Source organism: Mycobacterium sp., from assembly GCF_019247615.1.
In the GTDB taxonomy this organism is placed as follows: Bacteria; Actinomycetota; Actinomycetes; order Mycobacteriales; family Mycobacteriaceae; genus Mycobacterium.
Map to the genome: position 1 here is coordinate 17,589 of NZ_JAFBAT010000185.1, position 13,879 is coordinate 31,467.

The window sequence follows — 13,879 nt, forward strand, 5'->3', positions numbered from 1 at the left end:
TGTTCTCTGGGAGAATATCCGGGAGGTCCCGGAACGGATACGGCCGCGACGGGATCGCACCCAAGTCGTCACCTGGCGGATATGACGCCAATATGACAACGCGCCGCGGCTTCCGGAGTATCGCCGACGCGCTGACATACTGGGTCGGTGGCCACGCTGAGGACCCGGCGGCCCAGGCTGCGAGTCGGGTCGATGGAAGTTCTGGTCGGCATCCTGCTCGCCTGTGCCTTCTCGGCGACCATGCTGCGGAAGGCCGTGTTCGACAGTGCGGCGTTGTCGACGGCGGGCACCGTGTTCTGTGGCGTGTTCGTCCAGGCCGTTCCCTTCCTGGCGCTCGGGGTGGTGGTCAGCGGGCTGATCGCGGTATTCGTGCCACCGGAGCGGTTGGCGCGCTGGCTGCCGCGACGTCCGGCGGTCGCGGTCCTGGCCGCCGGCCTCGGTGGGGCGGCGTTGCCCGGCTGTGAATGCGGCTCGGTGCCGGTGGCACGCAGACTGTTCGGCGACGGTGGCGCCACGGGAGCGGCGGCATTGACATTCATGCTGGCCGCGCCCGCGATCAACCCGGTGGTTCTGGTGGCGACTGCGGTGGCCTTTCCCGGCGCACCCAGGATGGTGCTTGCCCGGCTGGCGGCATCGCTGCTGACGGCCGTGATCATGGGCTGGGCGTGGGCGCGGTGGGGGCGCCCGGAATGGATCACCCGCCGCCTACCTGCCCCCGGCGTTCGCAATCAGTCACGCTGGGCGATCTTCGCCGAGGCGGCCCGGCACGACTTCCTGCAGGCCGCGTCCTATCTGGTGGTGGGCGCCGCCGCGGCCGCCATGCTTCATGTGGTGGTGCCGCAGTGGGTGTTCGCGCGCCTGGCAGCGCACCTGATCCTCGGGGTGGCGCTGATGGCCGCCCTGGCCGTTGTGCTGGCGTTGTGTTCGGAGGCCGACGCGTTCGTGGCCGCCAGCATGACGATGGTGCCGCTGCTGCCCCGCCTGGTTTTCCTGGTGGTGGGCCCGGCCGTCGACGTGAAACTCTTCGCCATGCAGGCGGGCCTCTTCGGCCGCAAGTTCGCGGCGCGCTTCGCCCCCGGCACGTTGCTGGTTGCTACGGCGAGCGCGTGCGCGATCGGGCTCCTCGTCCTCGGCAGCGGGTCCTCGGGGGTGGGTGGGTGAGCCGCGAAACCGAGAACGCGATTTTGCTGCTGGTCGGGCTCAGCGTCGCCATGATCGCCGTGTCGGGCGCGTTCACCCGATACGTCAAACCCGGGCTGCTGCCCTGGCTGGTCGCGTCGGCGGCGCTGCTGATCGTCCTGGCGCTATGGGCAATCGTCGGCGACATCCGCCGCGGTGGCCCGCGGACCGGTGACGAAACCTGTGAGCACCCGGCGGGCCACTCGCATCGGGGCGGCATCGTGTGGCTGCTGACCGTTCCCGTCCTGGTCCTGATCTTCGTGACCCCGCCGGCTCTGCGGCCCTCGGCCGCCGCGCCGTCCGCGACGTCGGTGTCCACCACCGACGTGGTCTTCAAGGAGGCATTCCCGCCGCTGCCCCCCGGCGAGGCTCCCGAACTGTCGCTGCCCGAGGTGCTCATGCGCGAGTTTCACGACACGACGGGCTCGTTGACGAACCGGCAGATCACCGTGACCGGCTTCGTCCTGCACGAGGCGCACGGCGGCGTGGACCTCGGTCGGGTCGTCATCATCTGCTGCGCGGCCGACGCCCAGCTGGCGCGCATCCACCTGGGGGGGCCGGCCGCCGCCCAGGCTGCCGGGTTACCGGACAACACCTGGCTGCGAGTGGTGGGTGAGGTGACGCCGCCCCCACCCGGCTCGGCTCGAATCCCCACGCTGCAGGCCACGGCGGTCACACGCATCGACGCCCCGCCCAACCCCTACGACTACCCGCACTGAAGGCTCGGCCGGCCAGATTGCCTCGCCGCGTCCTGATGAAAACGGTTATCGTTATGCGCGTGAGCGTGTCCTTCTTCCACCCGCGTCGCGCGGCGGTCGCCGCCGTTGCGCTGATATTGGCCGCGGCGGCTTGCTCGAGCCACACCACGGGCCCGGCCGGCTCCGCCACCAGGCCCGGCACCGGCGGTGGCGCCGCCGCGGCGTCCTGCCCGACGGCGCCGGTTGCCGTGGTGGTCAGCGTCGATCAGTGGGGCGACATCGTCTCCGAGCTCGGCGGCGGTTGCGCGAACGTCAAGACGGTACTTGCCGGCTCGTCCGTCGACCCCCACGACTACGAGCCGTCACCGGCCGACGCCGCCAGCTTCACCGGCGCCAAACTCGTGGTGGTCAACGGCGCCGGCTATGACGCCTGGGCGTCCAAGCTGGCCGCGAGCTCCGCGGGCGGCGCTGAGGTGGTGAGCGCCGCCGCGGTCACCAAGACACCGGATGGCGCCAACCCCCACCTCTGGTATCTGCCGTCGGCGGTGACGGCGGTCGCCGACGCGGTGACCGCCGAGTTGAGCAAGCTCGCCCCGCAGGCCCGTGACTACTTCAGCCAACGACAATCGCAGTTCGCCACCGCGACGGCCCCCTATACCGGCCTCATCGGCAAGATCCGGGCGGCGGCGGGCGGCAAGTCCTATGCGGCCACCGAAACGGTCTTCGACTACCAGGCGCAGGCGCTCGGCCTGGTCAACAAGACTCCGCCGGGATTTCAGCAAGCGTCGGCCAACCAATCCGACCCCTCGCCGGCGGACATCGCCGCGTTCACCGGCGCGCTCGCCGGGCATCAGATCGACGTACTGATCTACAACACCCAGACCCAGGGTTCGGTCCCCGAGCAGATCCGCTCGGCTGCCCAGCAGGCGCGAGTGCCCGTCGTCGACGTCACCGAGACCGTGCCGCCCGGGCAGACCTCGTTCGAGGACTGGCAATACTCGCAGCTCGTCGCGTTGGCAAAGGCACTTGGTGTCGCCATCTGAACTCGGCGGCCCGAACGCCGCCCTGACCTTCACCGATGTCAGCGCGGTTCGCGGGGGACGGGCCATCTGGTCACAGGGCACCTTCACCGTTCCCGAGGGCGGGATCGTCGCGGTCATCGGACCGAACGGATCCGGAAAGACGACCCTGCTGCACATGGTCCTGGGCCTGATACCGCCCGCCGGCGGCCGGCTCGAGGTGTTGGGCAGCCCTCCCGGCCAGAGCAACAACAGCATCGGCTACGTGCCGCAGCACTACGCCGAGGGCTCGGGCGAGGCAATCCGCGCGGTCGATGTCGTGCTGCTGGGACTCACCGGATCTCGGTGGGCATTCGGGCGCAGCACCACGGCCCAGCGAAGGCAGGTGCACGACGCCCTGGCCGCTGTCGAGGCCACCGAGCTCGCCGGCCGCCGGCTGTCCACACTGTCCGGTGGGCAACGGCAGCGCATCGCGCTGGCCGCGGCGCTGGTGGCGCAACCGCGGTTGCTGATCCTCGACGAACCGTTGACGTCACTGGATCTGCACAGCCAGCGTGACATCGTTGCGCTGCTGGCCCGGTTGCACGCCGAGCTGGCGGTCACCATCCTGGTGGTCGCCCACGACCTCAACCCCTTGCTGCCCATCCTCGACAGCGCGATCTACCTCCTGGACGGGCACCCGCACTACGCGCCGATCGGCGACGTGGTCGATGACGAGCTGTTGACCCACCTGTACGGCACTCCGATCCAGGTCGCGCACACCCCGCACGGGGAGATGTACATGAGGAGCACGCTGTGACCGCTCATCTGGTCGCCCTCGCCTATCAACCCAACTGGTGGGCGATCCTGACGTCGGCGTTCATGGGCAACGCCCTGATCGGCGGCACCATCGTCGCGCTGGCCGCGGGTCTGATCGGCTACTTCGTCGTGGTGCGCCAGACGGCGTTCGCGGCGCATGCCTTGGCGCACATCGGGTTCCCCGGCGCGACGGGCGCCGTCTTGCTCGGCGTACCCGTGGCCGTCGGGCTGGGAGTGTTTTGCGTCGGCGGTGCCCTGGTGATCGGCGTGCTGGGCAAGCGCGCCGCCGAGCGTGAAGTGGTCACCGGCACGGTGCTGGCGATGGCGAGCGGGCTCGGTTTGTTCTTCAACTCGTTGGCGACCAAGAGCTCCGGCACGATGACGAACGTGTTGTTCGGCAACCTGCTTGCCATCTCGAATGGTCAGCTGGTCAGCTTTGCGATTCTGCTGGCGGTGCTCGGCCTCAGCGTCGGCGTCATCTACCGACCCCTGCTGTTCACCTCCGTCAACGCGCTGGTCGCCGAGGCCAAAGGGGTGCCCGTGCGCGCCCTTTCCATGATCTTCATGGCGCTGCTGGGCCTCACCGTAACCATGGCCGTCCAGGCCGTCGGCACGTTGCTGCTGTTCGCACTGGTGGTCACCCCGGCGGCAACAGCGATCATGCTGACGCCCCGCCCGGCCGCGGCCATGGCCGTGTCGACGGCCGTCGGCCTGGGCGCGGTCTGGCTGGGGTTGTGCGCATCGGCCATGTTCAACCTGCCGCCGAGTTTCCCGATCGTCACGATCGCGTGCGCCGTCTGGTCGGCCGTGTGGCTGATCAATCGCCGCGGCGCTGCTGCCGGGCATGCTATGCGCGGGCGCGTTGCTCGGGCGAGTGTTTTGACCCCGGGAGGCGGCGGGTAGGCAACCCGGAGCCGATCGAGGGAGCCTCATGGTTGACACCTTTCTGGTTTCACATGCGCCTGTCGTTTCACCAGCGCCTGCCCCGTCACGAGCGTCGCAGCCGGGTACGCCGCCCGAGACGCCGGAGCGGCTGACACCGGCCGAGACGCCCGAGCGGCTGACGCCGCAAGAGCCGCCGGAGCGGCTGGTCCCGGCGGACCCTCCGGAACCTCGCCCCGCGTAAGGACGTCAACAGCTCGCGGGCCCGACGTGGGAGCGCCTTAGGATCTGCTGATGACTCCCGAGCCTGCAGCGCCCGAGACGTTCGCCGCTCAGGGGTCCGGCGGCGTCCGCATCGTGGCCGACCGCCTCGGCGACCCGCAAGCGCGCGCCGTGGTGTTTCTGCACGGTGGCGGGCAGACGCGCCGCTCGTGGGGTCGGGCCGCCGCCGCCGTCGCCGAACGTGGGTGGCAGGCCGTCACGATCGACCTGCGCGGCCACGGGGAATCGGATTGGTCCAGCGACGGCGACTACCGGGTCGTCAGCTTCGCCGGCGACGTCGAAGAGGTACTGCGAACCCTGCCGGAAAAGCCGGTGCTCGTGGGCGCGTCCCTGGGCGGCTTCACTTCCATGCTGCTGGCCGGGGAGCTTTGCCCGGGCATCGCCAGCGCCGTGATTCTCGTCGACATCGTGCCGAACATGGAGCAGTCCGGGGCGAACCGGATACATGCCTTCATGGCCGACCGAGTGGAAGCGGGGTTCGCATCGCTCGAAGAGGTCGCCGACGCCATCGCCGAATACAACCCGCATCGGCCCCGGCCGACCGATCTTGACGGTCTGACCGCCAACCTGCGCCGTCGCGGCGATCGCTGGTACTGGCACTGGGACCCGCAATTCATCAGCGGCACCGCTCCGTTTCCGCCGTTCGAGGTGACCGATGCGGACCGCATGCACGCAGCCGTCGAAGCGATTTTGCGTGACGGCGTGCCCATGCTGCTGGTCCGGGGCCGGATGAGCGACCTGGTCAGCCAGGAGCGCGCCGATGAATTCCTCGCGCGCTTCCCGCAGGTGGAGTTCGCCGACGTACACGGCGCGGGACACATGGTCGCCGGTGATCGCAACGACATGTTCGCCGACGCCGTCGTGAACTTCCTGGCCCGCCACGTCGAGGGTCCCGGAGTCGGCCCAGGGTGACCACGCCGCGCGCGTAATCGAGTACAGCTGGGGCTCAACGGCTTTGGTGCCGGCACGTCAGCGCCGGTTCGTCAGCGCCGCGACCGGGGGGACAGGACCTGCAGCGCCCGGTAACGGACGCTGAAGCTGGCCGCCTCGTGGTATCCGTCGACCTCGCCGTCCCGCGCGACGACGGTCGGCCCGTCGACTGCAGTGAAGCGGAACTCGGGCACGTGATGCTCGTGGTACAGGCGGCTACGCGAAATCCGCCCGAGCATGAGGGCCGTCATGATGCGGAGCCTGCTGAACCGGTGGCCGGTCTCGAGGATCCGCACGTCGAGCAGTCCGGAGTCCAGGCGGGTGCGCTGCGCGGGCGCGAAACCGGACGGAGCGTACGTCGAGTTGCCCAGGAAGAACAGCGAGGTCTGAATGGTCTTGCCGTCGAAGCGGATTCGCACCGGGTCATCGCGACGCAAGGTGTGGAACATCGCGTACGCCGCGGCCAGGGGCTTGCTGATCTTGTGTTCGAGCCGTTCGCGCACCCGCACGAATGTCGGGTAGGCGCCGATGCTGGCGGTATTGATGACCGTCTTGGTGTCCTTGGCGTCCTTGGTCTCCTTGGTATCGGAGAAGGCCACCAGGTCGACGCACGACACGGTCCCCTCGCGGATAGCCCGGATTGTCTTGGCCTCGTGATCACAACCGATGTCCTTGGCAAAGTGGTTGAAGGTACCGGCCGGAAAAACCGCGAGCGGCCGGCCGAGCTCCGCCGCCACACCGGCGGCGCACGCCACGGTTCCGTCGCCGCCACCGATTCCCAGCACCTCGGCGCGCTCGGCGGCGTCGCGAACCAACTTCTCGATGCTGTCGTCGGGCCCCACTTCGACGACTTCGGCTTTCGGCAGCTCCCTTCGTATTTCACCGATGATGCGGCGGCCCGTCCCGCTGCCCGACGCGGGGTTGACCACGACAACCACGCCGGCGCCGTCGGGGCGCGGCGGTGTGTTGACGTGCAGCGGGTCGGCGCACGGCAGGCTGTGCTCGACGATCGGGGGGACCAGCCGGGCGCCGAAGACGGCGATCGACGCCCCGATACCGAAACCGGCCACGACGTCGCCGGGGTAGTGGGCGCCGGTCGCGACCCGGGACAAGCCGACCAGCCCGGCGAGTGGCGCCAACGCCAGCCCCAGCATTGGGCTCTGCAGCCCGACGCCCACCGTGAAGGCGGCCGCGCTGGCAGCGTGTCCCGAGGGCATCGAGTTCGACGTCGGATACCTCCGCAGGCGCCGCACGAGCGGAATGAGCCGGTGCGGGGGCCGCGGCCGCCGCCGGATGCGCTTGGCCAACTGGTTGGTGACCAGGCTGGTCACCGCCAGGCTCGCGACGCCGCGGCCGGCGGCGTGCCGAGCCTGCCGATTGCCCGACGCTGCCCCTAGCCCCGCCATGACCGCCGCGATGGCAAGCCACAGCTTGGAATGATCGGCGGCTCGTGTCAGCGCCGGCATTGCGGTGTCCAGCAGTGGGCTTCGGGTGTTGGCGACCGCATCGAACACCTCGGTGTCGAGAGTGCCCAGGCCCCGGGTTATCTCGCGCCACCCGCGCGACCTGTCCGCCCGCCACATGCGGTTGATCCTAGGCGGAGCGCCGCGCGCGGCCGCTGATATGGGGAACATTTTGTCAAGGGGCAGGGGGAAGCGGCGGCCGCAACCGTCGTCGTGGCCGCCGCTTCTTTGACCAGATAAGCCAGTTTGTGTGGAGTCGAGCGTGTCGTATCGACGCGTGTCAGTCTGATATACGCGGGTTGGCTACCGCAGGACGGGACTTTCGAGTCGGAGCGGACCGCTTGTCTAGGATCGAGCGTCATCCGTTGTGCAACAACGCGATTGCTCATAGCGGAACTGCACCGAGGCCGACATCTCCGCACACCACATCGCCGCCGCCTGCGAGCTGGGCATGGACACCGTCGGATTCTTGATGATGAGCCACATGACGACTCCGCAGGCGCTGGCCGAACAGGCTAAGTCGATGGAGGGGTACGGCGCCGGCTGCGTGTACGTCGTCGACTCTTGCGGTGCGATGACCATGCGCGACGTCGCGGAGCGCGTCGACGCCGTCCGCCAAAGGCTGGATCCCGCAACGGGATTGGGCATCCACGCCCACCACAACATGTCGCTGGGCGTGGCCAACTCGATGGTCGCCGTCGAGCACGGGTGTCAACGCATCGACGCGTCCCTGACCGGCATGGGCGCTGGAGCCGGCAATGCCCCGCTGGAGGTCTTCATCGCGGCCGCCACCCGCATGGGCTGGCAACACGGCTGCGATCTCAACGCCCTCGAGGATGCCGCCGACGATCTCGTCCGTCCGCTGCAGCAGCGCCCCGTGCGCGTTGATCGCGAGACGCTCACGCTCGGCTACGCCGGCGTGTACTCGAGCTTCCTGCGCCATGCCGAGGCGGCGGCCGAACGGTTCGGCGTCGACGCGCGCACCCTTCTCGTCGAAGCCGGCCGTCGCGGGATGGTCGGTGGGCAGGAGGACATGCTCGTCGACATCGCCCTCGACCTGACCGGCGCCCCGTACGCGGCGCACACCTAGCACGGCTTGGAGGCGCTCACGCCTCGTCGAGGGCGGGAAATAACAACTCCTGCGCTAACAGCTGCAGTGCCGCCGCGAGCGGGATCGCAACCAGCGCTCCGACCACGCCCAACCAGGCGGCCCCCAGCAGCACCGCGACAACCGTGACGCCCGCCGGCACCCGCACGGCCCGGCCAATGATCCTGGGAGTCAACAGATAATCCTCGCCCAACCGGAATCCCATGTAGAAGACGACGGTCGCGATGGTGACGGGTATCGAGACGCTGAGCGCCACCGCCGCCACGATGAATCCGCCGACGGTCGAGCCGTAGGGGAAGAGGTCCAAAATGGCCACCGCAACGCCGAGCAGGACCGCGTAGGGAACATGGAGCAGGGCACACCAGACGAACGTGGCCAGCCCCGCGATGACCGAAGTCAGCACGTTCCCAAAGAGATACGCACCGAACTTGGCCACCACCGCGTCGCCGATCAGGATGGCGCGCGGACGTCGAGAGTTGGGCATCAGCCGGTAGAACCCGGCGCGGATGCGGCGCATATCGGCGAGAAAGTACACCGTGAGCATGGCCACGATGCCGACGTGGGAGACGACGCCGAACACCTGCGAGCCGGTCCGGACGATGCCCGCCAAGGTGAACCTGCCCGACCCATTGACCATTTCGGTGATCCGCTGTTGTAGGTGGACGCGCTCGTTGATCCTGCCCAGGAGAGACGAACCGTCCTGGGCGTGTTGCATGTAGTGCGGCAGCTGGTCGACGAGCTGGCGTGCCTCTTGCACCAGCGGGGGAATGGCTGCGGCCACTGTCCCGGCTATGAGGATGGACACCACGATCACCACGATGGTGACCGCCGCCCAGCGCGGCACCTTGTGGTTGACGAGCCAGGACACCGCGGTCTCGAGTCCCAGCGCGAAAAACATCGCCACGCCGATCAACACCAAAACCGACGACATCGTCCCGAGGACCAGCACCGCCCCGTACGTCACGGCCACCCCGGCCGACGCGGTCAGCCCCACGACGAAGGGAGATTGCCGGTTGAACCGTTCCCCCCTTTCGCCGAAGCGATGTTGGTCGGAGAGCAGTCGCGCGGCGCGCTCTTCGGCCGCAACGATCGGCCCTTCGTCGTCGCGGTGCGGACGACCCACCAAACGGTGATGACCACGATCGGCGAGATGGCGTTGCGCCTCGGCGTCGTCGACCACGTGCATGCCCCCGTTCATCAGCCCGACCGGGCAGCCTTTGCCCGGTGTCTTTACAGCGTGACGCCCGCGCGAGGCATGCCGTCGCACGACACGCGATTTCCCGTGACGCGGCTGGGCCGGCGGCCCAAAGCGTTTGCGACGGTGAATGAGAGGACTTTGTGCCCTACACCGGTGGTCTCTCGGAAGAGCACGCTTGTCATGTCGGAGATGACCCAGCCGCTATCGGGAATCGTCAGGAGTAGAACATGACCACCTTGCAGACGCCGGAAGTATTTCGCGACCTGTGGAAAACGGTGCTCGCGTCCGGGTTGATGGCCGTGGTGTTGGGCGTTGTGGTGTTGATCTGGCCCGGAAAATCGATCCTGGTCGCGGCCGTATTGTTCGGCGCGTATTTGGTGGTGTCGGGCATAGCGCAGGTTGCTTTCGCGCTGACCCTGGATGTTTCCGCCGGCAGTCGGGTGCTGATGCTGATCAGCGGGGCGCTGTCGGTGGTGCTGGGTGTGCTCGCGTTCCGCCACTTCGGCGGGGGCTATGCCGTTATGTTGTTGGCGATTTGGATCGGAGTCGGCTTTATCTTCCAGGGCGTGGCCGAGTCCGTGCTGGCGATCAGCCATCGGGAGCTGCCCGGCCGAGGGTGGCACATCTTCCTGGGCACCCTCACGGTGATCGCCGGCATGATCGTCATCACCTGGCCGTTCGACAGCATCGTGGTACTGGCGATCGTCGCCGGTTCCTGGCTGGTCGTCATCGGACTGTGCCAAATCATTTGGGCATTCCAGGCGCGTAAGACGGTCGAGCACACGGCGCAAGGATTCCAGACCCTGGCCGGCGCTGCCCGGTAGACCTCCGCGCCAATGATGTTGGGCCACAGGGCTTAATATCCCACATGCGCGCTTGAGGACGGAGCTGACGACAGCCGAAGGCGCGCGGTGCCGACCGAGCGCGCGGTCGGCGGGGTGCGAGATTGCCCCGAGTCGACTAATTTTGCCGAAACGGCCCGCCTAGGATTTGCTCATGCCGCTGGCCACGGGCGAGAAGTTCGCGGGCTACACCATCCTGCGGGTGCTCGGCCCCGAACCCGCCTCTAGACCCGATCATGCGGCTCGCCGGCCGGGGCTACGACGAGGAATCCGGCAGTAAATGCCTGAGCAGCACCTACGAGCAGGTTCTCGACCGCACCGGAGACTGAGCAGCGGACGGGTTGGCCAGATCTCGGGCATAGCCGGGGTCCGGGTTCTGCGCGCTGCTACGATGCTGCCGACCCCAGAGGAGAGGCGGCGTGGCGTTGTCTTGGTTGCGAGCGTTGAAGCTGATCGGTGCTGTGCTCGTCACAGCGACGACGTTGGCCGATCCCGTATTGGCGGCCCCGGGATTGACGCCGGGCATCAAGGTAGAGGACGAAAACAGCTCGTGCACAGCTGGTTTCGCGGCTCAAGGCAATGACGGCGGCTATTACCTGATGACCAGCGGACACTGCGACGCACACGACGGTTCAGCGTGGACCTACGGCGACGCAGTCCCGCTCGGCACGATCACCGCCAGCGAGAACGAGGGCGATACCAAGGACGCAGCAATAATCCGTCTCGACCAGAGCCTCGGTGCGCCCAACGGTGACGTCGACGGCCGGTATCGCGTCCGAGATGTCTTGAACGAAAGTCAAATTCGCGTCGGCATGCCGTTCTGCAAGGTCGGAGCGGTCACCGGTGAAACCTGTGGACTCGTCAAAGACGTGGCGGACCAGGTCGTCGAAGCCAGCGTATTCAGCCTCCCCGGCGACAGCGGCAGTCCCGGTTTCGTGAAGAATGCCGATGGCACCGTGAGCGCGGTGGGTCTCTTGATGTCCTCGCCTGTGGGGGACGACTACACGACGTACTTCGCGCTCGTGGATCCGCTGCTTGGCCGCTGGGGCTTGCGCGTTCTTCCGTAGTCGCCCAATGCATGCGGCCGCGCTACTGTGGGTGACTCGCCAGGTATTCCCCCACCGGGATCGGCGACGCCGCGGCGTATCCGATGGGTAGCAGTACCTCGCCGGCGGTCGTGTTGTAGTACACGTCCCATCGGTAATAGCCGGCGAACGCGGCGGGATCGGTCATCAGCGCGGCGTACTGGTCGACTGCCTGCACGTACTGGTGCGAGTGGTTGTACGCAAAAATCGCGTGATCATGGTCGTTGGCGAACCCGTTGGCTGCCAGGTAGCGGCCCGCCGCCATGATGCTGTCGCGGGGCGAGTTGATGTCGCCGCCCTGGCCGTAGGACATGAACGTCGGCGGCAGGAACTGCATGGGTCCCCGCGCCCCGGCGGTGCTCACGCCGTTGATGCTGCCGAACCGGGTCTCGATCAGGTTGATCGCGGCCAGATAGTTCCAGCCGACGCCGGACTCCGACTCGGCGGCGTGGTAGTAACTCATGAGTTCATCGGCGGGAGCCGGCGGATCGATGCGCCACGGGGGCAGCGTGTCCCTCGGGGACGTCATCGCGCTCAGTTGCCGGCGCGCGTCGACATTGCGGTCGTAGATGCCAGCCAACTCCGCCGGGATTCGCGGTCGGATGATGCCGTCCCATTCTGGGTGCCGCCCGATGGCGTGGTAGGCAGCCTGCTCGCGATGCGCCGCCGCGACCAGCGCCGGTTCGGCCGCAGACGGGTCACGCAGCGCACGTTCGTCGGCGACCAGGTCGTCGGCCAGTTGGGCGGGGTCCCCCGCCAGCGGCGGCTGCGCGCCCCGGGGCGGGCTCGGTGCGGCGGGAACCGTTCTTGATACCAGCGGGGTGGCGGCCGCTGACGGTGCGGCCGGGCCGGCCACCGCGGCCGTATTCGGCGCCGTGGTGGTCCGCGCACACCCTGCGAGTGCCAACACGATCATGGCCGCGACAGCGGCTACGCGGCTACGGCTCACGTGGTTCACCTCCGGCGATCGCCTGGACAGCCTCGACGTTTGTTCCCTTTTTTGCCGATACTCACCTGTTTTCCGGCGTCCGGTTCCATCATGGCTACTGCTGGTCCGCGATAACACCCCGGGGGTAGGCAATGTCGTTTGTGCTCGTGGCGCCGGAGATCATGGAGATGGCAAGCGGCGCCCGCCTGATTGCGTGAAATGGAGTCGGAGAAGGGAACGATGTTGAAGACGGTCGCGAGACTGGCCGCCGGCGCACTTGCGGGCCTGGCGCTTTTCGGCTCGGGCAGCGCGCACGCCGACGCCGGCCGGGAACAGGAGGCATGCCGGCTGATGGACGATCCGACGGGGCGCGACATGGGTTACGCCCCAGCCGAATACGCCTTCATGATGCTGCGCGCCAAGATGTCGGCCGAGGACGCGAGGAATGTCATGTCGATGGCGGCCCAGGACTTCTGCCCCAACCACATCACCGATCTGCCGGCCAGCTGGCGGTAGCCGATACGTCTGCGCATTCGAAGCCAGGTGAGAGCTACGTCCGGGTTCGGCTGCGCCGGTGTCGGTTTCGCCAGACGATGAGCCCGACGGCGATGCCGACGACCGCCAGGATGGCCACCGCTCCGGGCACGACGGCGCGGGGTGCCCGCTGGTTCAGCTTCGGATTCTCGACGTCCTGGGCCGCGCGTTCGTGCGTTTCGCGGGTCGGTGACCGCTCGAGGAGGACCGGCCGCTCCCGTGGCATCGGGTCATCGCCCGGGCCCGGGTGAGCCGCCGACTCCTGCACGCGCACCGCCGGTTCGGCCGATGCGGATGTCGACTGTTGTCGCCGCACGCGGACGTGGCCCTGCCGTCGGCGCGGCGTCCAGGCCTCGTCTCCCAACTCGTCGGGAATCAGCCACATCAGCAACCCGAGGTTGACCACCGCGAGCACACCGTGCAGCACGATGTCGGCAGCGTGGAACCCCAACGGCGTCGGCATGTTGCGCGCCGTGGAGATGCTGCTGAAAAACAGCAACATCGTGTAGCCCACCGCACTGACCGCGGTAACGGTCACCGCCGCACGCCGGTTGGCGACCGCCGCCATGGCCACCACCCCGAACGCGAGCAGTAGCGCGCTGTGCGCCGCAGTCGAGGCCAGGCCGAGAACCGGCATCCCGGTCGGCCCGGCGTTCGGATGCAGGGCCGCCGAAATCAGGCCTGCTATCCCGAATGCGCTGACCAGCGCGCCCTCGGCCAACAAAAACCAGCGCCCGCTGCGGAAATGTGCCGGGTCCGTGGGGACCCTGCGCAACCCCGACGTCAAACCGGGAACGTGCCCCGCGGTTACCGGCATCCTGCGACCTCCAGCCTGGTCAGCAAGTCTTTGGCATCGGCTACCCACTACGGCCCGGGCTACTCAACCTTGTCGAGGGACGTCGGGGCGTAACACCATGGAACTCAGCCATCAAG

Annotated in this window: 13 protein-coding genes and 1 pseudogene; 10 read left to right on the top strand and 4 right to left on the bottom strand. The window is 68.1% G+C overall.

Annotated elements, in window-relative coordinates:
* Positions 1 to 192: 192 nt before the first annotated feature.
* From JO059_RS12560 to JO059_RS12585, 6 genes are all read left to right on the top strand, one after another.
* Positions 193 to 1,161, top strand: coding sequence for a permease (locus JO059_RS12560; protein ID WP_293319132.1), 969 nt, complete (start codon positions 193 to 195; stop codon positions 1,159 to 1,161).
* Positions 1,158 to 1,898, top strand: a complete 741-nt coding sequence (locus tag JO059_RS12565; protein ID WP_293319109.1) for a TIGR03943 family protein — start codon at positions 1,158 to 1,160, stop codon at positions 1,896 to 1,898. The genes JO059_RS12560 and JO059_RS12565 overlap by 4 nt, the downstream gene beginning before the upstream one ends.
* A gap of 230 nt (positions 1,899 to 2,128) precedes the next feature.
* Positions 2,129 to 2,920 carry a zinc ABC transporter substrate-binding protein gene (locus tag JO059_RS12570; RefSeq protein ID WP_366516199.1) on the top strand — a complete coding sequence of 264 codons (792 nt, stop codon included), beginning with the start codon at positions 2,129 to 2,131 and terminating at the stop codon, positions 2,918 to 2,920.
* Positions 2,907 to 3,695, top strand: coding sequence for an ABC transporter ATP-binding protein (locus JO059_RS12575; RefSeq protein ID WP_293319113.1), 789 nt, complete (start codon positions 2,907 to 2,909; stop codon positions 3,693 to 3,695). The genes JO059_RS12570 and JO059_RS12575 overlap by 14 nt, the downstream gene beginning before the upstream one ends.
* 62 nt (positions 3,696 to 3,757) lie before the next feature.
* Positions 3,758 to 4,597: a metal ABC transporter permease gene (locus tag JO059_RS12580; protein WP_293319134.1), complete on the top strand. Its 840-nt coding sequence runs from the start codon at positions 3,758 to 3,760 to the stop codon at positions 4,595 to 4,597.
* 273 nt (positions 4,598 to 4,870) lie between these two features.
* On the top strand, positions 4,871 to 5,770 hold the full coding sequence (locus tag JO059_RS12585) for an alpha/beta hydrolase (RefSeq protein WP_293319115.1): 900 nt from the start codon (positions 4,871 to 4,873) through the stop codon (positions 5,768 to 5,770).
* Between the two features lie 71 nt (positions 5,771 to 5,841).
* Here JO059_RS12585 and JO059_RS12590 read toward each other — a convergent pair whose 3' ends face one another.
* Positions 5,842 to 7,371 carry a bifunctional phosphatase PAP2/diacylglycerol kinase family protein gene (locus JO059_RS12590; RefSeq protein ID WP_293319117.1) on the bottom strand — a complete coding sequence of 510 codons (1,530 nt, stop codon included), beginning with the start codon at positions 7,369 to 7,371 and terminating at the stop codon, positions 5,842 to 5,844.
* A gap of 274 nt (positions 7,372 to 7,645) precedes the next feature.
* On the opposite strand from JO059_RS12590, the pseudogene dmpG reads away from it, so the two are divergent.
* Positions 7,646 to 8,341 (top strand): annotated as a pseudogene (dmpG, locus tag JO059_RS12595) (4-hydroxy-2-oxovalerate aldolase); the annotation flags it as partial.
* Between the two features lie 16 nt (positions 8,342 to 8,357).
* Here the strand turns inward: dmpG and JO059_RS12600 are convergent.
* Positions 8,358 to 9,557 carry an AI-2E family transporter gene (locus JO059_RS12600; RefSeq protein ID WP_293319119.1) on the bottom strand — a complete coding sequence of 400 codons (1,200 nt, stop codon included), beginning with the start codon at positions 9,555 to 9,557 and terminating at the stop codon, positions 8,358 to 8,360.
* Positions 9,558 to 9,784: 227 nt separating this feature from the next.
* Here JO059_RS12600 and JO059_RS12605 point away from each other — a divergent pair, with 227 nt between their 5' ends.
* Positions 9,785 to 10,381: an HdeD family acid-resistance protein gene (locus tag JO059_RS12605; protein WP_293319122.1), complete on the top strand. Its 597-nt coding sequence runs from the start codon at positions 9,785 to 9,787 to the stop codon at positions 10,379 to 10,381.
* A 437-nt stretch (positions 10,382 to 10,818) separates the two neighbouring features.
* Positions 10,819 to 11,466 (top strand): S1 family peptidase, encoded by a 648-nt coding sequence (locus JO059_RS12610; protein ID WP_293319124.1) that lies wholly within the window; start codon positions 10,819 to 10,821, stop codon positions 11,464 to 11,466.
* 22 nt (positions 11,467 to 11,488) lie between these two features.
* Here the strand turns inward: JO059_RS12610 and JO059_RS12615 are convergent, their stop codons facing one another.
* Positions 11,489 to 12,433 carry a lytic transglycosylase domain-containing protein gene (locus JO059_RS12615; RefSeq protein WP_293319126.1) on the bottom strand — a complete coding sequence of 315 codons (945 nt, stop codon included), beginning with the start codon at positions 12,431 to 12,433 and terminating at the stop codon, positions 11,489 to 11,491.
* Positions 12,434 to 12,652: 219 nt separating this feature from the next.
* Here JO059_RS12615 and JO059_RS12620 point away from each other — a divergent pair, with 219 nt between their 5' ends.
* Positions 12,653 to 12,928, top strand: a complete 276-nt coding sequence (locus JO059_RS12620; RefSeq protein WP_293319128.1) for a hypothetical protein — start codon at positions 12,653 to 12,655, stop codon at positions 12,926 to 12,928.
* A gap of 34 nt (positions 12,929 to 12,962) precedes the next feature.
* On the opposite strand, the gene JO059_RS12625 is transcribed toward JO059_RS12620, so the two are convergent.
* Complete coding sequence (locus tag JO059_RS12625; protein WP_293319130.1) at positions 12,963 to 13,763, bottom strand: DUF4383 domain-containing protein; 801 nt, start codon at positions 13,761 to 13,763, stop codon at positions 12,963 to 12,965.
* Between the last annotated feature and the right edge of the window lie 116 nt (positions 13,764 to 13,879).